Source organism: Candidatus Sulfurimonas baltica (genome assembly GCF_015265455.1).
Classification (GTDB): Bacteria; Campylobacterota; Campylobacteria; order Campylobacterales; family Sulfurimonadaceae; genus Sulfurimonas; species Sulfurimonas baltica.
In genome coordinates this window covers 1,308,056-1,331,293 of record NZ_CP054492.1, presented here as the reverse complement: position 1 = coordinate 1,331,293, position 23,238 = coordinate 1,308,056, and the positions used below count along the sequence as shown (strand labels likewise).

24 protein-coding genes are annotated in these 23,238 nt (G+C 33.4%); 20 read left to right on the top strand and 4 right to left on the bottom strand.

Going from position 1 to position 23,238, the window contains the following annotated elements:
- Nucleotide 1: 1 nt before the first annotated feature.
- From HUE88_RS06715 to HUE88_RS06640, 16 genes are all read left to right on the top strand, one after another.
- Entirely contained in the window at nucleotides 2–1,531 is a 1,530-nt protein-coding gene (locus HUE88_RS06715) for a hybrid sensor histidine kinase/response regulator (protein ID WP_194372379.1), read from the top strand.
- Nucleotide 1,532: 1 nt separating this feature from the next.
- Entirely contained in the window at nucleotides 1,533–2,825 is a 1,293-nt protein-coding gene (locus tag HUE88_RS06710) for a response regulator (RefSeq protein ID WP_194372377.1), read from the top strand.
- A gap of 22 nt (nucleotides 2,826–2,847) precedes the next feature.
- Nucleotides 2,848–4,254 (top strand): COG3400 family protein, encoded by a 1,407-nt coding sequence (locus tag HUE88_RS06705; RefSeq protein WP_194372375.1) that lies wholly within the window; start codon nucleotides 2,848–2,850, stop codon nucleotides 4,252–4,254.
- A 77-nt stretch (nucleotides 4,255–4,331) separates the two neighbouring features.
- Complete coding sequence (aroB, locus tag HUE88_RS06700; protein WP_194372373.1) at nucleotides 4,332–5,381, top strand: 3-dehydroquinate synthase; 1,050 nt, start codon at nucleotides 4,332–4,334, stop codon at nucleotides 5,379–5,381.
- A complete protein-coding gene (locus HUE88_RS06695; protein WP_194372371.1) occupies nucleotides 5,381–7,024 on the top strand; it encodes a mechanosensitive ion channel family protein in 1,644 nt (547 codons plus the stop codon). The genes aroB and HUE88_RS06695 overlap by 1 nt, the downstream gene beginning before the upstream one ends.
- Nucleotides 7,025–8,272 carry a tRNA (N(6)-L-threonylcarbamoyladenosine(37)-C(2))-methylthiotransferase MtaB gene (mtaB, locus tag HUE88_RS06690; RefSeq protein ID WP_194372362.1) on the top strand — a complete coding sequence of 416 codons (1,248 nt, stop codon included), beginning with the start codon at nucleotides 7,025–7,027 and terminating at the stop codon, nucleotides 8,270–8,272.
- Nucleotides 8,259–9,917 (top strand): AAA family ATPase, encoded by a 1,659-nt coding sequence (locus tag HUE88_RS06685; RefSeq protein WP_194372355.1) that lies wholly within the window; start codon nucleotides 8,259–8,261, stop codon nucleotides 9,915–9,917. The genes mtaB and HUE88_RS06685 overlap by 14 nt, the downstream gene beginning before the upstream one ends.
- A 73-nt stretch (nucleotides 9,918–9,990) precedes the next feature.
- On the top strand, nucleotides 9,991–10,503 hold the full coding sequence (locus HUE88_RS06680) for a 3-isopropylmalate dehydratase small subunit (RefSeq protein ID WP_194372353.1): 513 nt from the start codon (nucleotides 9,991–9,993) through the stop codon (nucleotides 10,501–10,503).
- Nucleotides 10,503–11,570 (top strand): 3-isopropylmalate dehydrogenase, encoded by a 1,068-nt coding sequence (gene leuB, locus HUE88_RS06675; protein ID WP_194372570.1) that lies wholly within the window; start codon nucleotides 10,503–10,505, stop codon nucleotides 11,568–11,570. The genes HUE88_RS06680 and leuB overlap by 1 nt, the downstream gene beginning before the upstream one ends.
- The gene (locus tag HUE88_RS06670; protein ID WP_194365374.1) at nucleotides 11,567–11,815 is read left to right on the top strand and encodes a tetratricopeptide repeat protein; all 249 of its coding nucleotides are present in this window, start codon (nucleotides 11,567–11,569) and stop codon (nucleotides 11,813–11,815) included. Before leuB ends, HUE88_RS06670 begins: the two co-directional genes overlap by 4 nt.
- A complete protein-coding gene (locus tag HUE88_RS06665) occupies nucleotides 11,806–12,147 on the top strand; it encodes a CiaD-like domain-containing protein (RefSeq protein ID WP_194372351.1) in 342 nt (113 codons plus the stop codon). The genes HUE88_RS06670 and HUE88_RS06665 overlap by 10 nt, the downstream gene beginning before the upstream one ends.
- Nucleotides 12,148–12,984, top strand: coding sequence for a formyltetrahydrofolate deformylase (gene purU / locus HUE88_RS06660; protein WP_194372349.1), 837 nt, complete (start codon nucleotides 12,148–12,150; stop codon nucleotides 12,982–12,984).
- 52 nt (nucleotides 12,985–13,036) lie between these two features.
- On the top strand, nucleotides 13,037–13,507 hold the full coding sequence (locus HUE88_RS06655) for a tRNA (cytidine(34)-2'-O)-methyltransferase (protein ID WP_194372346.1): 471 nt from the start codon (nucleotides 13,037–13,039) through the stop codon (nucleotides 13,505–13,507).
- Nucleotides 13,504–13,656, top strand: a complete 153-nt coding sequence (locus tag HUE88_RS06650) for a hypothetical protein (protein WP_194372344.1) — start codon at nucleotides 13,504–13,506, stop codon at nucleotides 13,654–13,656. The genes HUE88_RS06655 and HUE88_RS06650 overlap by 4 nt, the downstream gene beginning before the upstream one ends.
- 228 nt (nucleotides 13,657–13,884) lie before the next feature.
- The gene (locus tag HUE88_RS06645) at nucleotides 13,885–14,544 is read left to right on the top strand and encodes a LexA family transcriptional regulator (RefSeq protein WP_194372342.1); all 660 of its coding nucleotides are present in this window, start codon (nucleotides 13,885–13,887) and stop codon (nucleotides 14,542–14,544) included.
- A 12-nt stretch (nucleotides 14,545–14,556) separates the two neighbouring features.
- Nucleotides 14,557–15,933 (top strand): SH3 domain-containing protein, encoded by a 1,377-nt coding sequence (locus HUE88_RS06640; protein WP_194372341.1) that lies wholly within the window; start codon nucleotides 14,557–14,559, stop codon nucleotides 15,931–15,933.
- A gap of 3 nt (nucleotides 15,934–15,936) precedes the next feature.
- Here the strand turns inward: HUE88_RS06640 and HUE88_RS06635 are convergent, their stop codons facing one another.
- Entirely contained in the window at nucleotides 15,937–16,242 is a 306-nt protein-coding gene (locus HUE88_RS06635) for a flagellar basal body protein (protein WP_194372339.1), read from the bottom strand.
- Nucleotides 16,243–16,298: 56 nt separating this feature from the next.
- Nucleotides 16,299–17,498, bottom strand: a complete 1,200-nt coding sequence (locus HUE88_RS06630) for a tetrahydrodipicolinate N-succinyltransferase N-terminal domain-containing protein (protein WP_194372337.1) — start codon at nucleotides 17,496–17,498, stop codon at nucleotides 16,299–16,301.
- A gap of 75 nt (nucleotides 17,499–17,573) precedes the next feature.
- Here HUE88_RS06630 and HUE88_RS06625 point away from each other — a divergent pair, with 75 nt between their 5' ends.
- Entirely contained in the window at nucleotides 17,574–18,050 is a 477-nt protein-coding gene (locus tag HUE88_RS06625; RefSeq protein WP_194372329.1) for an ankyrin repeat domain-containing protein, read from the top strand.
- A gap of 1 nt (nucleotide 18,051) precedes the next feature.
- On the opposite strand, the gene HUE88_RS06620 is transcribed toward HUE88_RS06625, so the two are convergent.
- Both HUE88_RS06620 and HUE88_RS06615 read right to left on the bottom strand, forming a co-directional pair.
- Complete coding sequence (locus tag HUE88_RS06620; protein WP_194372327.1) at nucleotides 18,052–18,678, bottom strand: DUF6166 domain-containing protein; 627 nt, start codon at nucleotides 18,676–18,678, stop codon at nucleotides 18,052–18,054.
- Nucleotides 18,679–18,864: 186 nt separating this feature from the next.
- Nucleotides 18,865–19,596, bottom strand: coding sequence for a competence/damage-inducible protein A (locus HUE88_RS06615; RefSeq protein WP_194372325.1), 732 nt, complete (start codon nucleotides 19,594–19,596; stop codon nucleotides 18,865–18,867).
- A 61-nt stretch (nucleotides 19,597–19,657) separates the two neighbouring features.
- Here HUE88_RS06615 and HUE88_RS06610 point away from each other — a divergent pair, with 61 nt between their 5' ends.
- The 3 genes from HUE88_RS06610 to HUE88_RS06600 all read left to right on the top strand — a co-directional run bounded on the left by HUE88_RS06610 (nucleotide 19,658) and on the right by HUE88_RS06600 (nucleotide 23,235).
- Entirely contained in the window at nucleotides 19,658–19,948 is a 291-nt protein-coding gene (locus tag HUE88_RS06610; protein ID WP_194372323.1) for a hypothetical protein, read from the top strand.
- Nucleotides 19,949–20,068: 120 nt separating this feature from the next.
- Nucleotides 20,069–22,456 carry an efflux RND transporter permease subunit gene (locus HUE88_RS06605; protein ID WP_194372321.1) on the top strand — a complete coding sequence of 796 codons (2,388 nt, stop codon included), beginning with the start codon at nucleotides 20,069–20,071 and terminating at the stop codon, nucleotides 22,454–22,456.
- Nucleotides 22,453–23,235: an outer membrane lipoprotein-sorting protein gene (locus tag HUE88_RS06600; protein ID WP_194372319.1), complete on the top strand. Its 783-nt coding sequence runs from the start codon at nucleotides 22,453–22,455 to the stop codon at nucleotides 23,233–23,235. Before HUE88_RS06605 ends, HUE88_RS06600 begins: the two co-directional genes overlap by 4 nt.
- The last annotated feature ends 3 nt before the right edge of the window (nucleotides 23,236–23,238 follow it).

Below are 23,238 nucleotides of genomic sequence, written 5' to 3'. Positions count from 1 at the left end.
ATTGAATAACCATAATAATATTGCAGAATTAAAAAAAATAACAAAAAATCTAACTCTTTTATATGTAGAAGATGATGAACAAATTAGAAAAAGTACAGCGGAAATTTTCTCTCATCTAGTTCAAACGGTACATGTAGCAGCAGATGGACAAGAGGGGTTAGACCTTTATGGAGAATACTTTTTAGACAATGGTAGATATTATGATATTGTGATAAGTGATATTCAGATGCCACGTATGGATGGTCTTACTATGAGTAAAATGATTTTACAAACAAACAAAAAACAAAAAATCATTTTAATATCTGCACATGATGAACATATGCTAGAGGCAATCAATATAGGTATTGAAGGTTTTATACAAAAGCCTTTAAAAAGTCAACAGGTTTTTGATGTACTGAAAAAAGTATCTTTAACCTTCCACTCTGATGATCTTCAATACTTCAATGCACTTACAGAAGCTTCAATTATATCAAAATCAGATATGAACGGTATTATCACTTACGTTAATGACAATTTTTGTAAAATTACTGGATATACGAGAGAAGAGATGATAGGGCACTCTCACAGTATGTTTAGACATCCAAACAATCCTAATGAAATATATATAGATATGTGGAAAACTATAACTTCAGGAATAATATGGAGAGAGAGAATGGTCAATCTAAATAAGGATGGCTCTGAGTTTATTGCCGAATCTACAATCATCCCTTTGCTTGATGAAAATGACAATATTAAAGAGTATATGGCTATAAGAAATGATGTTACTGATGCTGTAACTTTTAAAAGAAAAATATTTTTAGAAGAACAGGAAAAAATAAAACGAATTAAAATTGCAGAGGCACAAAAATCTTTTCTTGTTGTCTTTACGCATGAGCTTAAAACACCACTAAATGCTATAATTAACTTTACTAAATATGTTAAAAAACAGATAGAATTGCCAAAAGAATTAAATAAGGAAAAGCTTTCTAGTTTGCTTGAATCAGTTTTAAGTAATGCCCATGATATGCTTGAGAATGTAACGCAAATACTCGAGGTCTCTAAACTAAATGCACATAAGTTAACCTATAATTACTCGGTATTTAATGCTAAGGATATTGTTTCTGAAGTTATGAAAAGATATAATTCACTTTTAACAGAAAAAAATATTACTTTAACATGTGATGTTCAAGATGACGCTTTAATAAGCAATGATGTATTTCGCGTTAAGCAGATATTCTCAAATATAGTTTCAAACGCTATAAAGTATGGCAATAATGAAATTAAAATCTCTGTTTTAAACAAAGAACATATAACAGTTTCAGTGGAAGATAATGGACCTGGTATAAAAGACAAAGATGCCGTATTTAACCTTTATTCTCAGGAGGATGATGGACTTCTTGAAAGAAAAAGTCAAGGTACAGGAGTTGGTCTGTATTTTGTAAAACTTCTTTGTACAGATTTACACATAAGCTACAAAGTCGAAGATAGAAATGAGGGTAGTGGAACAAAATTTACTCTCACATTTAATGAAAAACAAGAAAAAGGTGCATAAAATGAAAATATTAATTGTTGATGATAATAGCGATAATAGAATGACAGTAGAGCTTCTTTTAGAAGAGTTTGAGAATATTGAAATTTCTGAAGCCAAAGATGGTCAAGAGGCTATTGATATGTGCAAAAAAAAGCATTATGACATAATTTTTATGGATATCATGATGCCTAATGTCGATGGGATAAAAGCTACAAAAATTATAAAATCATTTGATAAAAAGGTGATGATTTTAGCCTTGAGCGCCTTGGATGACGAAGAGTCAAAAAATCAAATGCTTGCTAATGGCGCAGAAGACTATATTGTCAAACCAATTGAGAGTGGACTTTTTCATCAAAGAATGAAGAACTACTTGCAAATTGTCGAGCTTCGTAAAAGAAAACTCTACAATGTAAATGCCGTTAACGCTTTTACTGAAAAAATTTACTCAAGGACTATGGTCTTTAACATCTCTTCGTTGCAGTCACTATCTGAATTGTGGGATTATTATTTAAATAACCATCATTATGAGATAGAAAGCTTGGAAGATTGTATAAGAATGATATACGCTTATGGGCAACTCAATTTAAAAAAAGACCAAGTATTTACAATTGTTGCCGAAGAGAACGATGATAATTTATACTTAACGCTTACACCTCTAGATATTATAAGCGAGTTGGTTATACAAAAAACATTAGTAAAAAACTACAGTTCTGCCATTTTTATTCTTAAAAATAAAGAGCTCTCTTTTCGCCTTCCAAAAGCAAAGCCAATAAGTATTGAAAAAGTTGAAAAAATTGAAGTAACTGACTATCAGCAAAATATTTTAGGCAAAGTTCATTTTAGTAAAACAACTGCAGCCGATTATGTAGAAAACACTGCTGTATACGTTATTGATAAAATAGAAATACTTGAGAGCACCTTGTATGAAGTAGAGATTAAGGCAATTGCCTTTGAAAAAGATGCTAGTAAAAATATACTACTTGAGATTACGGAGTTGTTTGAAACATATATAAATGTCGTTGAAGAGCTGATAGAGTTTGAACATTTTGCCTATGCTCTTAAAACACTCAATGAGTTTATGAGAAATTTAGATATTGAACACGTTGACCCCGCAGATCATAAAAAGTTTGCCCTTTTATTTATGCTTCTCTTAGATGATATAGGAGAATGGAGAAATAATATATTTATAAAAATAGAAGCAAATGATGTTCATTATCTTGACTCATCACTTTTAAGCTCTTGTTTGCAATTGCAGTCAATATTTGAGAAAAAAGAAGTCTCTCAGCAAGATGAAGATGATTTTGAGCTTTTTTAAAATATTTAAATAAGAATTACATATGAAAAAAATTTTAATTATAAGCGATGGAGATGTTGGTGAACATTTCATACGCAGGACAATTGACACTTATACAAGTGAAAATATATATTATGTTGTTCAAAGAAAAGCAAAAGAGTATAAAGATGTAAATCCAAAACGTTTTAAATTTTATGAGTTTGATTCAACAAGTTTATACAAACTTTCAAATCTTCTGAAAATGGATTTTGTTCAAGTTATTATTGCTATGGAAAATCAACTTGATGTTGAAAATACAATTAAAAATATCAGAACTATCAAAAAACAACTTAGAGTTATTGTTTTAAACAGATGGAATTTACTCAATGAGGATCCAAATGTTGTTTTAATAAACTCAAATGAAATTTTAGCATCAAGACTTCTTGATTATTTGCCAAATGTACCGGTCATTGCCCAAAATGTCGGAATAGGCGAGGGTGAGATAATGGAGGTATTGGTTCCGTTTGGAAGCTCATTTGTGTATAGGCATATAGGTGTTATTGAGCAAAAGAATTGGCGAATAGTGGCAATTTACAGAAACAGAAAGCTAGTTATGCCAAATCGCCGCAGAATGATTCAGCCGAATGATTTGCTCCTACTGGTTGGAGAGCCAACAGTTTTAAAGTCAGTTTATCGTGCTATCAAGAGGGAACTTGGGCAATTTCCAGAACCATTCGGATCTAATATTTATGTCTATATTGATATGAACATTGTAAATCTAAAAACTATAGAAAATTTTGTAAAAATGGCGATTTTTGCATATGAAAAATTACATCAAAAGCTTTTTATAAAAATAGTGAATCCAAATAACATATCTGTCATTTGGAAGATTAAAGAGTATGTGAATGATGATATTACGATAGACATAGACTACAATAGTCTAAATTTAAAAGAGAATTTTTTTAGTGATATAAAAACATACCATGTGGGATTGGTTATTGTGCCAAAGGAGATGTTTAAAAACTATAGTATTAGACAGACTCTCTATGAAGCACATGTTCCTGTCCTTAAAATTGCTGATAAAACTTTTTCTTCAGTCAAAGATGCAGTTATAATTTTAAGTGATAATCGTGATATAGAAAAAATTTCATCTACAATATTTGATATATCTGAGCAAATGAACTTTAACATAGAGCTTTATAACTATTTAAATGAACACCAAGAGGCAAAAGAGCAGGTAATTGAGCACTATTACAATTTATCAACAATCTTTTCAAAGAATATTAAAGTTATAAAAGAGAGTGAAAATCCTATTAAAGTTTTAAAACAAAAAGATGATTTTATTCATCTTCTGCCGTTTACAAGAAAGTTGACTAAAAGACGAATTTACTCTATTTTCTCTACAGACAGCGAAAGACTATACCACAAACTTGATGATTATCATCAGATTTTTATTCCTGTTCAGATTTGATATAAAAATTTATCAAAATATTAGTTTGTTTTAAGTATTATATATCCAATTATATAATAAATAAATCTGGATAAATAATGCAAGTAAATATAGCTCTTAAAAAAGTTGTTGACAACTCCTATAACATAACAATTGACACACTCCCGACACTTCATTTTGAGACAAAAGTAGCAATAGTAACCAATGAAACGGTCTCAGCCATTCATTTAGAATATTTGCTGAAAAAAGTTTCTGCAAAAGAGTTACATGTAGTGACTTTGAAAGATGGGGAAGAGTATAAAAATCAAGAGAGTATAGATCTTATTTTAGAGTCACTATTTGAAAATCGTTTTAATCGTAAGTCCCTCTTGATTGCTTTTGGAGGCGGTGTTATCGGAGATATGACAGGTTTTGCAGCAAGCATATACCAAAGAGGGATAGATTTTATTCAAATTCCTACAACTCTTCTTTCTCAGGTTGATGCCAGCGTTGGCGGGAAAACCGGAATGAATAACAAATATGGAAAAAATCTTGTTGGAGCATTTCATCAACCAAAAGCTGTATATATTGACCCGTATTTTTTAGCAACACTTCCATCTCGTGAGTTTAGTGCTGGTGTTGCTGAAATAGTTAAAATGGCTGTAACATTTAATAAAGTTTTTTTTGAATTTTTAGAGGTAGCTGATCTTAATAACCATGAAATCTTACAAGAAGTAATAAAACAAGCTGTATCAACAAAAGCAGATGTTGTGACTAAAGATGAAAAAGAACATGGAATACGCGCTGCTCTTAACTATGGTCATACTTTTGGACATGTGATAGAAAATGAAACTAAATACAAAAAGTATTTGCATGGTGAAGCTGTAGCCATAGGAATGGTAATGGCAAATGAGATAGCTGTCAAAATGAATCTAATGAATGAAAAAGAGGCTGCTCGCATAAAAGTACTTTTAGAAAAATACAATTTACCCACTTCATATAAAATTGAAAATTCCCATAGCTTTTATGAAGCATTTTTTTTAGACAAAAAGAGTTCAGACTCTTCGATAACATTTATTATCCCTATTGGAATTGGTGATGTAACTATTACAGACAAGGTAGATGCAGGGACAATAATGTGTGTTTTAAACAAGTTTGGAGAATCTTAATGAAAATATTATTATTTTATTTTTTATTAACTTCATCTTTACTGTTTGCTGTGGATACAGAAAAAAATATTGCTGCAGATAAGCAGGAGCTTAAAAAAATAGAGCTTGAAAAAGAGGATCTTAGAAAAGAAAAAATAGCTGAATATGTTTTAGAGTTAGAGAATATAGAGGCAAATATAGAGAATAAAGATAGTGTTTGGATGAAAAGTTATGCCTCATATCTAACATCTTTAGACGTTAGAGAAAGCCTAGAAAAGATTAAAAAAAGAATAAATTTTTTACAAAGAATTAGAAAGATATCTGTTGCTCAAAAAGATGAGCTGGATGCACTTGTGTCAAAAGAGAAAATTTTAACATCTCAAATAGAAAAACTAAAGAAAAAAGACAGTTCTCCTTTTGCAAATATTTTAACTCCCCCTACTATTGATGAAACGGTAGTTATAACAAACCCATTTGATATTTTTACTGGTATTTCTTTGATTAAAACAATGGAAAAAGATTACAGTGATTATGTGCTGCAAAAAGAGGAGTTAAGTGAATTGATATCTCTGCTGAGATCGCAAATATTCATCTATAAAGAGATAGACACTATAGATACTGATGGCAAATATAAAGAAGATGCCAAGAAAAAATCAAAGCAGCTGGAGAGATTTGAGACTGCTTTAGATACTATGAGTGTGACTTCTGAAGTTTATCAAAAAAGATTGGAAATCATAGAGATAAAGATTAATAAAGATATTGAAGTTCAAATGCTAAAAATTGTAAGAATAGGCGTTATCGTTTTAGTTGTATTTATTATATTTTTCTTGCTTAAATTAGTTATTAAAAAATACATAACAGACAATGAACGATTTTATACTGCAAATAAAATTATCACATTTACTAATTTTACGCTAATTATTTTAATTCTATTCTTTAATTATATTGAGAATGTAGCATACTTGGTAACCATACTTGGATTTGCCTCTGCAGGTATAGCTATTGCCATGAAAGATTGGTTTATGAGCATCTTGGGATGGCTTGTTATAGTATTTGGTGGGAGCATACACGTTGGCGATAGAATACGTGTAGATATGGACGGAATGAAGTATGTTGGTGACGTTATGGATATATCTCTTCTTCGTATGACGATACTTGAAGATATTACGCTGACATCTGTTATGCAAAATAGAAGAGCCGGAAGAATTATTTTTGTACCAAACAACTATGTTTTTACGAGAATGATTGCAAACTACACCCACAGCACACTAAAGACTGTTTGGGATGGTGTACATATTACTATATCATTTGATTCAAATCATAAAAAAGCAATGCATATCTGTAAAGAGATAACTAAAAAATACTCTAAGGGGTATACGGATATAACAAGAAAACAGTTAAATAAATTAAGAAATCAATATAGTCTTAAAAATACAAATGTTGAGCCTAGAATTTTTTCATTTATTGAAACAAACGGCGTATCTATTGACTCATGGTATTTAACAAATGCTTATGCAACTCTTACTTTAAGAAGTGTTATATCTATTGAAATAGTTGATGCTTTTAATGCTGAAGATGATATTACTATTGCATATCCTACTCAAAAACTACATGTAGAAACAGCCAGAAAAAAACCGCCTTTTGATGAAAATGAAGTTGTATAAATGAAAAAGAAGGTCTATTTTAAAACTTTTGGTTGCAGAACTAATCTTTATGACTCTCAAGTTATGATGAGTGCAATGCAAGATTATGATGTTACGGAGATTGAAAGTGAAGCTGATGTTGTTGTTATAAATTCATGTACTGTAACTAACGGAGCCGATTCTCATGTTCGTTCATATCTCTCACATGTAGAAAAAAGCAGTGGCGCTAAAGTTTTTTTAACAGGTTGCGGTGCACATACAAAAGGCGAAAAACTACTCTCTCAAGGGAGAGTGCAAGGGGTGTTTGGTCAAAGTGAAAAAATGAAAATAGATTCAATGCTGAGCAAAGATAAACCTTTTTATGAACCTGGTGACTTGAACCATATTGATGAAGCAGTTGTTGATGATTTTGTAGGTATGAGCAGGGCATTTATAAAAATTCAAGAGGGGTGTAATTTTCGCTGTTCTTACTGTATTATCCCATTTGTCCGCGGTGATGCAAGAAGTATGGATGAGGGTAGAATACTAGAACAAATCAGAAGGCTTGCTCTAAACGGTTTTGGTGAATTTATCTTAACTGGCACCAATGTTGGGAGTTATGGTCAAAAAACAAATAGTTCTCTTGCACAACTTATGAAAAAAATATCTCAAATTCGAGGTGTTAGACGGATAAGACTGGGGAGTGTTGAACCAATCCAGATAACTGATGAATTTAAAGAGATACTTAATGAGCCTTGGCTTGAAAGACATCTGCATATAGCTCTGCAACACACATCTGAGCAGATGTTAAAACATATGAACAGAAGAAATGTTTACAAGCAAGATAGAGAACTATTTGAGTTCTTGGCTTCAAAAGGCTTTGCAATTGGAACTGATTTTATTACAGGTCATCCTGGTGAGAGCCAACAACTTTGGAATGAGGCTATGAGAAATGTAAAAGATTTACCGCTTACACATCTTCATGCTTTTACATACTCAAAAAGAGACGGCACACCATCTGCTATAATGAAGCCAGAAGTTAATGGTAAAGTGGCAAAAGATAGATTGCACGAATTAGAGTCGGTTGTAAAAGCAAAAAATCTAGAATTTAGAAAAGCTTTTAGCAGTGAATTAGAAGTTTTAATAGAGAATGAAAAAGATGGCCTCTATATTGGGTATGACCAACATTTTAATAAAATATCTGTAGAGTCAGATGAAGATCTTGTTGGCAATTGGCTAAGTATTAAAGATTATAAAATAAAAGAGGAGTTTAATTATGCTAGAGTCTAAATCAAACAGAATAGCCCTTTACGCATCAGCTTTTTTGGTGATTATCTTAGTTCTATTTGCAATGCTTAGGGATAATGCAGATAAAATAACTCTAGGTTATGCAACTGAAATCTTAGAGAACAGTTTGGTTAAAAAAGTAGTTGTCTCTAAAGATTATGTTTATCTTAAAACAGATAAGGATTTTTATAAAATAGCATCATCTCAAGTGACTCCTAAGATGTTTATTGATTACAAAGTAGAAGTTGATAGTGGTTCAAATATAATTGTATATCTACTTTTTTTAGTTCTATTTTTAGGTTTTGGTAGCTTGATATTTAGATGGCTTAAAAAAAGCTCACTAAGGATAGGTGGAGATTCTCAAAAAGATTTATCTGCTTCCGCTTACGAGTCAACAAGACCAATAGAGTCAACAAGAAGTGATGTGACATTTAATGATATTGGTGGAATCACTGACGTTAAAATAGAGCTTGAAGAGATTATTGATTTTATGAAAAATCCAAAGCGGTATAAAACTTTTGGTGCAAGAATGCCAAGAGGTGTCCTTTTGGTTGGTCCTCCAGGCGTAGGCAAAACTATGATTGCTAAAGCAGTTGCTAATGAGGCAGGTGTCCCATTTTACTATCAAAGCGGTGCTTCATTTGTGCAAATATATGTAGGAATGGGTGCAAAAAGGGTTCATGAGCTTTTCAGCGCCGCCAAAAATAACTCCCCATCTATTGTGTTTATAGATGAAATAGACGCAGTTGGTAAAACTAGAGATGGGCAAAGAAATGACGAAAGAGAAGCAACTCTAAATCAGCTTCTAACAGAGATGGATGGTTTTGAAAACTCCAGCGGAGTGATTGTAATAGCTGCTACAAACAAGATAGATGTCTTAGACTCAGCACTCCTTCGCGCAGGTAGATTTGACAGAAGAATTTTTGTTGAGCTTCCGACAAAGAGGGAAAGGGAATCTATCTTATCTAAGTATTTAGCTCAAATTCCACATGAGTTGGATATTAAGGCAATAGCAAATATGACAGTTGGATTTAATGGCGCATCTTTAGCTACATTAGTAAATGAAGCAGCACTTCTTTCGATAAGACAGCATGACTTTCAAGTTACTATTGAACATTTTCATCATGTAAAAGACAAGGTTATGTTTGGAAAGAAAAAGCTTCAGATGCTTAGTGAGATACAAAAAGAGTATCGCGTTACATATCAGGCTGCTAAGGTTGTGTGTGCTACATATTTTGACCTTCCTTTTGAAAAACTTATGTTATCCAGTGAGAAATTAACTCCTAGAACCGATGACCCATTGATTAAACATGAATTAGAGTCAAGAGTTAAGATGTTGCTGGCTGGAATGGTTGCCTGTGGGATTAAGTTTAACGAACATGCAAGTAGTGCGAAAGTTGATTTAGACGAAGCAAAAGAGATTGTAAATAAAATGCTTCAAGAATATGGCATGGGCGTATCTTTAATTGCTAAAGATAAAGAGCAAGAAATAATGATGGGCAGGCTTTATGCAGAGACTAAAATTTTATTAGAGTCACTTTTAAAAGTAATAAATAAAGTTGAAAATGTTCTATATGAAAGAGAAAGTATTACAAAGTCGGATGTTAAAATATTCATTGATCAAGCATTGCTAGAAAGCACTTTATAAAACTACAATCACAATTTGGCTATAATCGCAAAATTATTTAGAGATACAATATAAAAAATATAGGATTTTCATAATGCAAAAAGCAAATATTGATGGTAAAGTTTGGACATTCGGCAAAGATGTTGACACAGATTTAATCATAGCGGCTCGTTATCTTAACACTTCAGTACCAGAGGAGTTGGCAAAGCACGTAATGGAAGATGCTGACCCAGAGTTCGTAAACAAGATGAGAGTTGGTGATATAATAGTAGCAGGTGATAATTTTGGTTGTGGAAGCTCACGTGAACACGCCCCAATAGCACTTAAAGCAGCTGGTGTCGCAGCAGTGATTGCTCCAACTTTCGCAAGAATATTTTATAGAAACTCTTTTAATATGGGTCTTCCAATTTTTGAGCTTAAAGAGAGTGCTGAAATATCTGAGGGTGATGAAGTTAGTGTAGATATGAATAATGGAACTGTGACAAACAAAACTACAAATAAAACTTATAGTTTCACACCGATTCCAGAATTTATGCAAGAACTTATAGATGCAGGCGGACTTATGAACTTTGCACAAAATGAAATAAAAGCTCAGGAGAGCAAATGATGAAAACATATAAAATAGCACTTATTAAAGGTGACGGTATCGGCCCAGAGATAATAGATGAGGCTGTAAAAGTTTTAGATGCTGTGGCATCTTGCTACGACTTTGATTTTGAATACGAAGAGGCTTTAATGGGCGGCTGTGCTTATGATATAACTGGCGACCCGCTTCCTCAAGAGACTATAAATATTTCATTAAACAGTGATGCTGTCCTTTTTGGTGCAATAGGTGGAACTAAGTGGGATTCTCTACCTCGTGAAAAACGCCCAGAAAGCGGTCTTCTAAGGTTTAGAAAAGAGCTAGGTGTTTATGCAAATCTTCGTCCTGCTGTTGTTTATGATGAACTAATAAATGCTTCATCACTAAAGGCAAGCGTTGTTGAAGGCGTTGATTTGATGGTTGTTCGCGAGCTTATTGGTGGTATCTACTTTGGTGAACCAAAAGGTCGCACAGAGGACAAAGGTTGGAATACCATGGTTTACACTCGTGAAGAGATAGTTAGAATCGCTCATCAGGCATTTAAAATTGCAATGACTAGAAGTAAGAGAGTTTGTTCTGTTGATAAGGCAAATGTTTTAGATGTTTCTCAATTATGGAGAGATGTGGTTACTGAGGTTGCAACTGAGTACCCTGAGGTTGAGCTAAGTCACATGTATGTAGATAATGCTGCAATGCAACTGATTCGTGATCCAAGACAGTTTGATGTAATGCTTACAGGAAATATTTTTGGTGATATTTTAAGTGATGAGGCTAGTATGCTCTCAGGTTCTATCGGTCTTTTACCGTCTGCATCTGTTGGAGCTAGAATAGGTGTTTATGAGCCTATTCATGGCTCTGCTCCAGATATCGCAGGTCAAGGTATAGCAAATCCAATCGCTACGATATCTTCTGCGTCTATGATGCTTAGATATGCTCTTGGTGAAATTGATGCAGCAGATAAAATAGACAACGCTGTAAAAAGAGCACTGAAAGAGGGCTATAGAACAAAAGACTTGGCGCAGTATGATGCAAAAGAGGTTTGTTCTACAAGTGAAATGGGTTCTATTATTGCTAATTATGCGGCTAGATGAAAACATTAACCTTAGCTAATATTTACGAACTTCAGGGACTTAAAGAAGAAGCCCTTGAAATTTACAAAGAAATTTTAAAAAAAGACCCTTCTAATAGTGATGCAAAAATTGCTATAAGAAGATTATCTGGTATGAGAAAAAAGTTTTTAAATGTAAACACTCAAATGAAGGGCTTTTTTTTAAAATTGGATTCTGAAGTAGAGTTTAACGAATTTGAAAGGTGGTTATTGAAGTTATGGAATTAAAAGATGTAATACTCTCAACTTTAGCTGAGATGGAAGATGTAGGTTCTGATAAAAGTGATACAAAACCTATAAATAATTTTCAAATTAAACTAAAAAAAAAAGAAGAAGTGTACGAAGAAGATGAGAGTGAATATTTTGGAGAGAAAAACTCTAGTGATGAGATAAATTTTTTAACTTCAATGAGAGAGAGATTGCTAGTTCTTTTTGAGGGTTTTCAAGCACCAAACAACACCAATATTGAGGCAAAAGTTGATATGACGCTTAACTTCTTGGAATATGTTTTAGTTACCCTTGATAAAAGAGTACTAGAGCTTGAAAAAGGGGAAAAGTAAATGAGTAAGTATAGGGTTCTTATAGATGCTTATGACGAAAAAGGGCTTGTTCATAAAGTATCCACTGTATTTTATAATAATGATTTAAACATACTATCAAATAATGAGTTTGTTGATAAAGAGAATAATAAATTTTTTATGAGAAGTGTTGTTGATGGAGATATCGACCTAGATATACTTTATGACTTATTAAAAAAGGTTCTCCCCTCTAGTGCAAATATCAAAGTGATAGCGCCTAAGAAGAAAAATATAGTAATAATGGCTACAAAAGAGATGCATGCGTTAGGTGATATATTGATTCGTCATGAAGCAGGTGAGCTTGAAGCAAATATTTTAGCTGTAGTATCTAACTATAGTGATTTAGAGTCTTTAGTCACTAAGTTTGGCATTCCTTTCATGGCAGTTTCACATGTAGATTTAGACAGGGCAGAACATGAAAATAAAATACTTGAATGTTTGGCAGAGTTTAAAGATATAGACTATATTGTTTTGGCAAAGTATATGAGAATTTTAACTCCTAGATTTGTTGAAGTTTATGCTGATAGAATAATCAATATTCACCACTCTTTTTTGCCTGCCTTTATAGGAGCAAATCCTTACAAACAGGCTTACGACAGAGGTGTAAAGATTATTGGTGCCACTTCACACTTTGTAAATAATAACCTTGATGAGGGACCGATTATTGCACAAGAGGTAATACATGTAGACCATGCTTATGGTTGGAGAGACATGCAACGCTCAGGTAAAGATGTGGAAAAAGTAGTTCTTTCACGCGCTCTTAAATTGGCATTGGAAGACAGAATATTTGTATATGCCAACAGAACTGTAATTTTTTAACATACTAATATAATGAATTTATATATAGTAAAATCAACTTCGGGAGTATCATTTGTTTAACATAGTGCTCGTAAATCCGCAAATACCAAACAATACGGGAGCTATAGGTCGTCTTTGCGTTAACGCGGGTGCAGCTTTACATATCATAAAGCCAATAGCATTTGACATAGATGAAAAAGCAGTTAGGCGTGCAGGGCTTGATTACTGGGAAAAGTTAGAGCTACATGTATGGGAGAATATAGACGAGTTTTTTCTTGAGAATAAGATAACGGATAATGCATATTTTGCAACTACGAAAACAGATAAACCGTACTTTGAGGCAAAATTTAAAGATGGTGATTTTATATTTTTTGGAAGTGAGACAGCAGGAATTCCTGAGAATATTTTAAATGCTTATAAAGAGCAAAATATTACAATTCCAATGACTAAAGAGGGTCGAAGCCTGAACTTAGCCATAAGCACAGGCATTGTTCTTTATGATGCCATAAGACAAACGTATAGTACATTTAAGGAAAATATATGAATCCAGTTGTTAATGGAATAATGGTTGCATTATTTGTATTATTTCTTGTATTTGTTTTTAGCGGTTACCATAAAAATAAATCAGCGCAAAGAGAAGCAGATAGAGAAGCTCAGGAGAAAAAAGTCAGCGAAGATATATCAGTCAAATAAGATAGTAACTTCTAAAAAACTTTTCTAGCCCATATTTCTACGCTATTTTCAAATCTATCAAGTAAACTTTGTGCATTTTTTACGATAATTGCCATTTCTAATCCTTTTATTTATTCTCAAATACTACACATATTTTCAAATAAAAATAATAAATATTGCATTTTGTCATATTTTCTTTGACTAAAATGAAAAATAGTATTATAATTGTAAAAATTACAGGAGAGCGAAATGAAAAGTTTTTTAGAAATTGTTGAAGAGATTAAAAGTATTATATCTGCTGAGTTTAGCGGCAGGAAAATATTTGACAAAGATGTAGCCGATACCTTAGGTGTAAGTCAGATGAATTTTGCAACAATGAAAAAAAGAAATAAAATACCTTTCGGTGAGCTTCTTGATTTTTGTGCAACAAAATCTATTTCAATTAACTGGATGCTCTATGGACAATCTCCTGAGAGTCTTGTTGATGCAACAAACAAATTTTTTATGGTTAAATACTTTAGTGACATAAATGCTTCTGCCGGCGGTGGAGCAGATTCTGACACAGAAGATGCTCAAGAGATAGAGATACCGCACGCATTTGCAATGATGCTAGGCGGAGAGAGAGAATTAAAACATATAGAAGCCATAAATGTAAGCGGTGACTCAATGGAGCCAACTTTTAGCTACAACGATATAGTTTTTATAAACAGAAGTAAAACTGACATTAAGCGAGGCGGAATCTTTACAATAAGAACAGAAGCTGGTTTATTTATAAAGAGGGTAGTTCGAAGAATAGATGGAAAAATAGATATAATATCCGATAATGAAGTATATTCAACGCAAACTCTTGAGCCTGAAGAAATTGAAGTTATTGGTAGAGTTGTGAGTAGATTTGGTGAGGTTGATTAAAAGGTTATGTCATTGAAATATATTTATATAGTTTTATTCGTATTGCTTTTTACAGCTTGTTCTACGCAGAAATTAGAACCACAAGAGCCTTTGGTTCTAGATGAAAATAAAAGTGTCAATATAAAACTTGTTTTACCTAAAAAAGACACAGAGATTCATGACTTGAAAAATATTCCGCAAGATGTGGATTATTTTCTAAAAAACATAAACAGTAGTATATTAAAATATGATGTACAAGAAAAATATGAGAGTAGTTATTTCAGTGTATGGAATATTGATAAACCAAAAGAAGATGTAGAATCTGCTAAGTGGCCGTTTTTTTTATATAAAGCTGAGCAGAGCTATGGAGAAAATCTTCAGCCATTAAAACAAGAGTTTTTTGACAATATGTTAGAGAGTGCAAATTTCGGTGCATATGCTACTGTTAATTTAAAAGCAGTGACATTGAGAGAGACAAATATAAGGGCTTTTCCGACCATTAGACCTTTACTCCTAGACCCAACGCTTGCCGGAGAGGGATTTCCATTTGACTACATGCAAAATAGCACAGTACATGCAAATAAACCGCTTTTTATTTCACATTATTCTAAAGATATGGAGTGGGTATATGTTTTAAGTAGTTTTGCCTCAGGCTGGGTCAAAACATCTGATATTGTTATCTTGGGTGATAATGATGCAGATATTTGGCAAAAAGCACAACAGATACAAATTACCAAAGAGAATGTTCCTATATACACCATAGATGGAAGATTTCTTTTTAAATCAAGACTTGGGATGATGTTTGCCTTGATTTCACAGAGTGACAACGCATATACAATCTTAACAATTTCATCATATAAAGATTCTAAGCCACTTTTTACAGAATCTATAATATCAAAAGATATAGCAAGTAGAGGTGTGATAAGCTTAAATCAAAACAATTTAGGCGAAATAGTTAGAGAAGTATCAAAAACAAATTATGGTTGGGGCGGAATGTATGAGCAAAGAGATTGTTCTTCCATGCTCAGAGATATGTTTGCTCCATTTGGTATATGGCTACCAAGAAACTCTTACCAACAAAGCAAGATAGGAAAAGTTATAGCTTTTAATGGGATGAGTGATGATGACAAGATTAAGCTTATTAAAGATAAGGGTATAGCATTTGAGACACTTCTGTATAAAAAAGGACATATAGTTTTGTATGTAGGAACTTATAATGATGAAGTCATTGTGTTTCATAATACTTGGGGGATAAAAACTAAAAAAGACGGTGTTGAAGGAAGGGTAATAATAGGAAAACCAATTTTCAGTACTCTGAGACTCGGCAAAAATCAAGAAAATTATGACGAAGAAGCAGAGATACTGAAAAATTTAAAAAGCATGAACATCCTGACACAAGACGCCTTTTAGATATTATGCTTTAATATCTAAAAGTGAACCAAACATAGCATCCTGCGTTTTTATTGCTGTAACATTCACGGCAGTTGCATTCTGCGCAATAATCTGATCCGGAATCTCTTTTGCCAAATCTGTTTGACTTTTTGTAGAGTCGGTATTATCAGCTTTGCGATTGTTTGCCAAAACAGAACCGTTATCACTTGACATTCTAGTGCTACTAGGAACAAACCCATCTGAATTAACATTTGCTACATTATTTGCAGTCGTGTTCATCATGGTCTGATGAGATTGTATCGATGACATATTACTTGATATACTCATATTAACTCCTTTTGGTATCCCTAATTATACTACATGTTAGCTAAAAAAATAGCTACCTAATGAAGATCCGCATTTAGTTTAATCTCTCTTGTTGAACGTGAAGCAGTTAGCTCACCTGTCATAGAGTTTTGTCTAAAATGTATGCCGTTAAGTCCTGCTAAATCTTTACCCTTAAAGATTTCACCATCAAGAGTAAGATTGTTGTTAACCTCTTTAATTTTAGGGAGTTCTTTAGAATATATTTTAACTTTAGTACCTTCTAAAATTGCTACGCCTGCATCTAAAATACAGCCGTCACCCATAGGTATTCCACATGTAGAGTTTGCACCTAAAAGTGTGTTTTTACCTATAGAGACAGGATTTCCATCCGTTCCACTAAGAACACCAAGGATAGAAGCACCACCGCCAACATCGCTGCCTGCGCCAACAATAGCTGAGCTGGAAATACGCCCTTCAACCATAACCGGACCAGTTGTGCCAGCATTAAAGTTCACATAAGAAGCCCCCGGCATAACAGTTGTGCCTGCTGCTAGTTGAGCACCAAATCTAACTTTAGAAGTATCTAAAATACGAGTATTGTCAGCAGGAATAATGTGTTGTAAAAATCTTGGAAACTTATCTACAAAGTCAATATGCGGGTACTCATTTGATAATTTCAATTCAATTTCGAATTCACGAAGATAGTCAAGTTCAATTGGTTGACCATTTGACCAAGCAAGATTTGGAAGTACGCCAAAGGCACCATTTAGGTTAATACTTCTGAGCTCAACTTTAGCTTGTGATAATGCATATAGCTTTAGATAAGAAGCTTCTACGCTTTTTAACGCTTCATCAGCAAAAATAAATGTAATTTTAAACTCACCCTCTAAAGAGCCGCTATTCATTATTTGGTTGTAAAGTGCAGACACAACTTGAATGTTTTTATGAGCATCGCCATAAGCTTCATCAGAATAAGGTGTAAAAGCATTTAGACAGTTTCTTAAAAAAGCAGCGTTAATATTACAAACAACCTCGCTCTCATTAAAGTCAACTTCAATACCTTGTTCAAATAAAGCTTTTATGAAAATAGCCGCACTGCCGAAATTCTCATTCCAATTAATTATAGGGTAAGTTGCCTGAAGAGATTTCTCAATATTGAGTTGTCCTAAATCTACTCTACAAATACCAAATGCAAGAGGATCTTTGTATCCTTTAGTTGATGATTTGATATTTTCTATTAATGCTTTAAAGGCATCCGTTGTTTGAATTAGTTCCATAAGTTCTCTCTTTGCTAAATTATTTATGCAAGTATATTAAAACTTTACTAATACTTATTTATATATACTTTCATTATGGATAAATGGATACAATTTTTAAAAAATAATGACTACTTAGGTGTAAAAAAATATCTAAGAGATGGTGCTGATGTTAATGAAGCCGATGAGCATGAGGAGTCTGTGTTAGCTATGTCGTTTAGACATCATTGTGATATGGATTTGATAATGCTGCTTATCGAGAGTGGCGCGGATATATATGATTTTGACGAAGAGGGTGTTAGCATCTTTGAAGTAGCCATTACATACGGCAATATAGAAATAGTAAAATATTTAATATCTGATGGAATAGATGTAAACAAGACACACAGGAGAAGTGGATTTACCCCTATGATGGCAGCAGCTTGTTATGGAAGAATAGAAATTTTAAAACTTCTTATGCAAGAGGGTGCCGACAAAAATGCGGTTGACTCCAAGGGGTGGGGTGTGGCAGATTTTGCAAGAAAAATGAAAAAGAACAAAGTACTGGAGCTACTTGAAAATAGCTCTTTGTAATCTAGGAGGCGTGCAGTAGCTTTGCAAAGCTTTTATAGCCCTCTATGATATGCTGATTTTTTTGGCTCTGAATATAAAATTCAATTGCTTTTTTACCTAATCTAGGTATTTCATTTTTAACAGCCCAACTGCTTACTGTACCTTCGGGCACTTCTAAAATTTGTGCAAGGTTTTTTTGAGTTATTTGAAGCTCGTTGCAAATATCTTTAACAACGTTTGTTTTTTGTTTTGTTCTCTTTGTGATTTTTTTTACTTCTTTTTTTACTTCTGAAGAGACTATGTTTGCAGGTTCATTTTCTATTGTGCATTCTGTTTCGGCGGTATTTTTATTTATCCAGTTTAATACATCAGAAGCACTCATAACCCAATCTCTTGTAAATACTCTAATAATATCGTGAGTAAACTTTAGTGCATTCTCTCTTGCAAAATCTTCATCGCTAAGTTGACATAGTATTGAAAAGCCCAACTGTCTAGCGGCCGGCCCTGTATGTCCCCAGTCAAAACCATTTTTAGATTGAGCAAAAATCTCATATCTTACTGGAAGCTCCAACTCTCCATAGGTTACAAACTTACTTCCAAGTAGTGATTTGTGTCCTTTAAAAACATAGTTATTTCTAACAATAGCCATCTTTTACCTCTTAAATTTTAAATGTAAAATGATTGTTTATCTTTGTCTCTTCCTCTTTTTTTTCAAAGAAAGCAAATCTATAAACAATATATATGGATAGTGTCAGCAATAATAATACCAATAACCAAATTAACATGATAAATTTCCCTGATTTTTACTTATTTCTAAAAATCGACAAATAAAATATTAAATTAAATTATATGTAATATTGGAGTTTGATAAAAAGTCTGTAAAAAGCTTGAAATATTTTTCTACATGTAGCTTATCTGTAGAGCATAGTGATATTTCTACTGATATATTTGATTTACCAAGCATGGGCAAAGATGAGAGTTCTATATCTTCAGGGATCTCTTTCATAATAGATATAAGTGTGTTTTCACTGGTTTGAGCGAGGAGAGTCAGTCTGTACTTTTTTGCTGAGTTATTAAAGAGAGTGCTAATAACCGTGCTTATCATAGGATGTGCCATTTGTGGGAAGCCAGGAACAAAAAAATATCTATCTTCAAGAGAAAATCCTGACATGTTGTTTACAGGGTTAAATAATAAGTCTGAGTTTTGAGGCAAATCCGACATGTGTATTCTATGCGGATACGCTTCATCGCCAAATCTATTTATTATGTCTTTTTCAAACTGCTTGTGTCTAAAGAGCGGCTTTGATGTGAAAACATCTGCTGCAATAGCTCTTGTTAAATCGTCCGGAGTTGAACCTATCCCTCCAAATGAGAACATAACAGATTTTTTATCATTCATTATAAGTTTGTATATGTTTTTAATAAGCTCTTTGTCGTCTTTGATTATAAATGAAGCAAAAAGTTCATGTCCGTATTTGTTAAGTTCATTTTTTAAGAATTCAAAATGTTTGTCAACTCTTCGTCCGTTTAAAATTTCAGTTCCAATTATTAGCGCATAAAAGTTCATTTTAACCTACTAGTTTATTATTTTTAAGTATTATATTGTAAATTATTTAAGGAAAACAGATATGTCTTATGCAGAAAAATTAGAAGAGTTGATTACAAAGAGTGTTATACCTGATCTTGATGAGAGATTAGATGAAATTTTTGCAGAAATTGCTGACAGTAAAGAAGCTAATGAGGACGCAAAAGAAGAGATAGAGGAGCTACGTGAATTCAAAGCTGACCTGCAAGATGTTTTAGAAGATATAGTGCATGGAGACATAGACGAAGATGAGTGTAAGGAGCTGATAGATGATATTTTAGAGGCTCAAAAAGGTAGTGAAGAAGAAGATTTTGGATTCACTGAAGAAGATTAGTAGTTATCAAAAACGCAAGTGCTATTAATATGGCATTTGCAAATATAAACAATTAACCCATTAACACGCTTACTACACAAAAAATCAATATAATTCAGTACTAAAATCACAAGGAGTGTCATGAACTGGCGTACAAAAACCGAAGCTTTATTGGAAAAACTCGGAAAAAAAATAACTCTTCATCCAAAAAAAATCATTTTATTTATGTTGCTTGCAAGTTTTGCAATTATTTCAAACATACCAAAAATCACCATTGACACATCAACCGAAGGGTTTTTACACCATGAAGATCCGGCATTAGTCAAATACGAAGCCTTTAAAGAGCAGTTTGGTCAAGATGAACGAATTATGGTCGTTGTTAGGACTAAAGATATCTTTGATATTAAGTTTTTAGAGAGATTCAAAGAGTTACATGTAGAGTTGCAAAACAACATCCCGCACCTGACAGACATAAACTCACTTATTAATGCAAGAAATACAAGAGGCGATGGTGACAGGCTTATTGTTGAAGACTTGGTTGAAAACATGCCTCAAAATGCACAAGAGTTGGCTTTGTTAAAAAGGCTGGCTACAACCAGTGTAATGTATAAAAACCTTCTTTTAAATAGTGACAATACTCTAGCAACTATTATACTTGAGCCTAACGCATATGAAGGTTCTTCGAATTTAAATGCACTTGAAGGGTTTAGTGAAAGTAAAACAAAACAAGAAAAACCGGAATTTATATCAGATAAATCTAAAAGTGAGATGGTTAGAGCAGCTAAGGCTATTGCCGAGAAATTTACTGGGGATAATTTTGATGTTTTTATAGCTGGCTCACTTGCGGTAAATGACAATACAAAAAAATCTATGCAGTCTGATATGCAAAAGTTTATCAAGCTTGTTCTTCTGATAATAGCAATATTTTTATTTGTGGTATTTCGAAGAGTCAGCGGTGTTTTACTTCCCTTGTTTATAGTTCTTGTATCTTTATTGAGCACTGTTGGACTTATGGCAATGACTGGCACACCTATATCTGTACCGACTCAAATACTCCCATCATTTTTATTAGCCGTGAGTATCGGGGCTACAGTTCATCTTTTGGCAATGTTTTTTAAGCATTTCAATAGCAGTGAGTCAAAAAACGAAGCTGTCATATTTGCGTTAGGACACTCAGGACTGCCAATAATTATGACATCCTTAACAACTGCGGCAGGACTTTTGTCATTTAGTTCAGCAGAGATTGCACCCATAGCAGATTTGGGTATATTTGGAGCAGTAGGTATCATGTTGGCTTTAGTCAATACAATTGTACTGCTGCCAGCTATGCTTGTTGCATTGCCTATAAAAAAAGCCAAAGAGACACATAAGAACAACTCTGCAAAAATGGATAAAATTCTAATTGCTATAGCAAATTTCAGTATTTATCACGCTAAAAAAATAGTTGCTGTTACGGCTATTGTATTTGTTGTGTTTTTGTATAGTGCATCTCAGCTTGAGTTGAAGCACGACCCTCTTAGCTGGCAAAAAAAAGATGCTCCAATCAGGATAGCTACCGAGGTAGTAGACAGCAAGCTTAAAGGTTCTGTCACAATGGAAGTTATTCTTGATACAAAAAAAGAGAATGGTCTTCACAACTCAGAATTACTTAAGAAAATAGACAGAGTAAGAGAAAAAGCTGAAGCTATCAGTAACGATAAATATTTTGTAGGAAAGGGCTGGAGCGTCGCTGAAGTTCTAAAAGAGATTCATCGTGCTCTACATGCAAACAACGAAGAGTATTACGCCATTACAGATAACAATGCTCTAATTCCGCAAGAGTTTTTACTTTTTGAAAATAGCGGAAGTGATGATTTGGAAGATTTGGTTGATTCTTCATTTTCTAAAGCAAGACTGACATTCAAACTCCCTTGGATGGAAGCGAGTGAGTATGAGGCACTATCTCGGGAGCTGACTACACTTATTAAAGATGAACTTAAAGATGAAGTTGAGATTACTATAACTGGTATGGTTCCGCTTTTTCAAAGGACGTTGGTTGCAGCCATGGACACCATGGCAGTTAGCTACGCAACGGCATTTGTATTAATAACAATAATGATGATTCTGCTTCTTGGAAGCCTTAAAATAGGGATGGTAAGTATGCTGCCGAATGTCCTTCCGGTAGTTATGGCTTTAGGATTTATGAATATGGTTGGCATGCCGTTGGATATGTTTACTATGCTTATAGGGGCAATTATAATAGGTCTCTCAGTTGATGATACGGTTCACTTTTTTCATAATTATGCGAAATATCATCATAAAGGGGCGAGTGTACAAAAAGCGGTAGATGAGACAATGCTTGGAACAGGTCGGGCAATGGTTGCTACAACAATAGTTTTATCGTTAGGATTTTATGTTTATATGTTTGCTTCACTGAGTAACTTGGTTAACTTCGGTATTTTAACGGGTGGTGCTATAGGTATAGCCTTGCTCGCTGACATTATACTTGCTCCGGCGCTGCTAAAACTAATGTCAAAGGATGAAAAATGATTTTAAAAACAGTTTTAATAACCGCTCTGACGCTTAGCTCGCTTATGGCTATAACCGGTGAAGAGATAGCACAAAAAGTTCATGACAGAGATGACGGAGACAACATCGTCTCAAATATGAAGATGACTCTTATTGACAAGAGTGACAACATGAGAGTCCGTCAGCTTAAGGTCTTCACAAAAGACAAGGGTGTCGATACCCAAAAGCTGATGTTCTTTTTGGCTCCAGCAGATGTTAAAAATACAGGTTTTTTGACTTATGACTATGATGACAGCTCTAAAGACGACGACCAGTGGTTATATCTTCCAGAGCTTCAAAAAGTAAAAAGAATCGCTTCAAGCGATAAAAGCTCATCTTTTATGGGGAGTGATTTTACATATTCAGATATGACCAAAAGAAATGTGAAAGACTACACTTATGAGATAATGAAAGAGACGATGGTTGACGGATATAAAACTTGGCAGATTCTTGTAACACCAAAGAGTGAGAAAACTATTGACGAAACAGGTTACACAAAGTCTATTATATTTGTACGACAGGACAACTTTGTAATTGTTCAAGCACTTAACTATATAAAAGCCGGCAATAGATTGAAGTACATGATGCTTACAGGCTTGGAAAAAATCGACGGGATTTGGACAACAACAAAAATACAGATGGTTACAAAAAAAGGGAAGCAAACTCTTCATAAGACTATCTTGGAATTTTCAGATATTAAGTACAACCAAGATCTAAAAGAGTCGTTTTTTGTCACCAGAACCATAGAAAAAGGTCTATAAGGA

Coding starts and splice junctions, on each gene's coding strand:
- mtaB (WP_194372362.1), top strand. CDS start 7,025: ATGAAAAAGAAGGTCTATTTTAAAACTTTTGGTTGCAGAACTAATCTT.
- HUE88_RS06645 (WP_194372342.1), top strand. CDS start 13,885: ATGAAAAGTTTTTTAGAAATTGTTGAAGAGATTAAAAGTATTATATCT.
- HUE88_RS06615 (WP_194372325.1), bottom strand. CDS start 19,596: ATGAACTTTTATGCGCTAATAATTGGAACTGAAATTTTAAACGGACGA.
- HUE88_RS06665 (WP_194372351.1), top strand. CDS start 11,806: ATGGAATTAAAAGATGTAATACTCTCAACTTTAGCTGAGATGGAAGAT.
- HUE88_RS06620 (WP_194372327.1), bottom strand. CDS start 18,678: ATGGCTATTGTTAGAAATAACTATGTTTTTAAAGGACACAAATCACTA.
- HUE88_RS06610 (WP_194372323.1), top strand. CDS start 19,658: ATGTCTTATGCAGAAAAATTAGAAGAGTTGATTACAAAGAGTGTTATA.
- HUE88_RS06670 (WP_194365374.1), top strand. CDS start 11,567: ATGAAAACATTAACCTTAGCTAATATTTACGAACTTCAGGGACTTAAA.
- HUE88_RS06625 (WP_194372329.1), top strand. CDS start 17,574: ATGGATAAATGGATACAATTTTTAAAAAATAATGACTACTTAGGTGTA.
- HUE88_RS06605 (WP_194372321.1), top strand. CDS start 20,069: ATGAACTGGCGTACAAAAACCGAAGCTTTATTGGAAAAACTCGGAAAA.
- HUE88_RS06680 (WP_194372353.1), top strand. CDS start 9,991: ATGCAAAAAGCAAATATTGATGGTAAAGTTTGGACATTCGGCAAAGAT.
- HUE88_RS06600 (WP_194372319.1), top strand. CDS start 22,453: ATGATTTTAAAAACAGTTTTAATAACCGCTCTGACGCTTAGCTCGCTT.
- aroB (WP_194372373.1), top strand. CDS start 4,332: ATGCAAGTAAATATAGCTCTTAAAAAAGTTGTTGACAACTCCTATAAC.
- HUE88_RS06630 (WP_194372337.1), bottom strand. CDS start 17,498: ATGGAACTAATTCAAACAACGGATGCCTTTAAAGCATTAATAGAAAAT.
- leuB (WP_194372570.1), top strand. CDS start 10,503: ATGAAAACATATAAAATAGCACTTATTAAAGGTGACGGTATCGGCCCA.
- HUE88_RS06650 (WP_194372344.1), top strand. CDS start 13,504: ATGAATCCAGTTGTTAATGGAATAATGGTTGCATTATTTGTATTATTT.
- HUE88_RS06710 (WP_194372377.1), top strand. CDS start 1,533: ATGAAAATATTAATTGTTGATGATAATAGCGATAATAGAATGACAGTA.
- HUE88_RS06685 (WP_194372355.1), top strand. CDS start 8,259: ATGCTAGAGTCTAAATCAAACAGAATAGCCCTTTACGCATCAGCTTTT.
- HUE88_RS06705 (WP_194372375.1), top strand. CDS start 2,848: ATGAAAAAAATTTTAATTATAAGCGATGGAGATGTTGGTGAACATTTC.
- HUE88_RS06695 (WP_194372371.1), top strand. CDS start 5,381: ATGAAAATATTATTATTTTATTTTTTATTAACTTCATCTTTACTGTTT.
- HUE88_RS06635 (WP_194372339.1), bottom strand. CDS start 16,242: ATGAGTATATCAAGTAATATGTCATCGATACAATCTCATCAGACCATG.
- purU (WP_194372349.1), top strand. CDS start 12,148: ATGAGTAAGTATAGGGTTCTTATAGATGCTTATGACGAAAAAGGGCTT.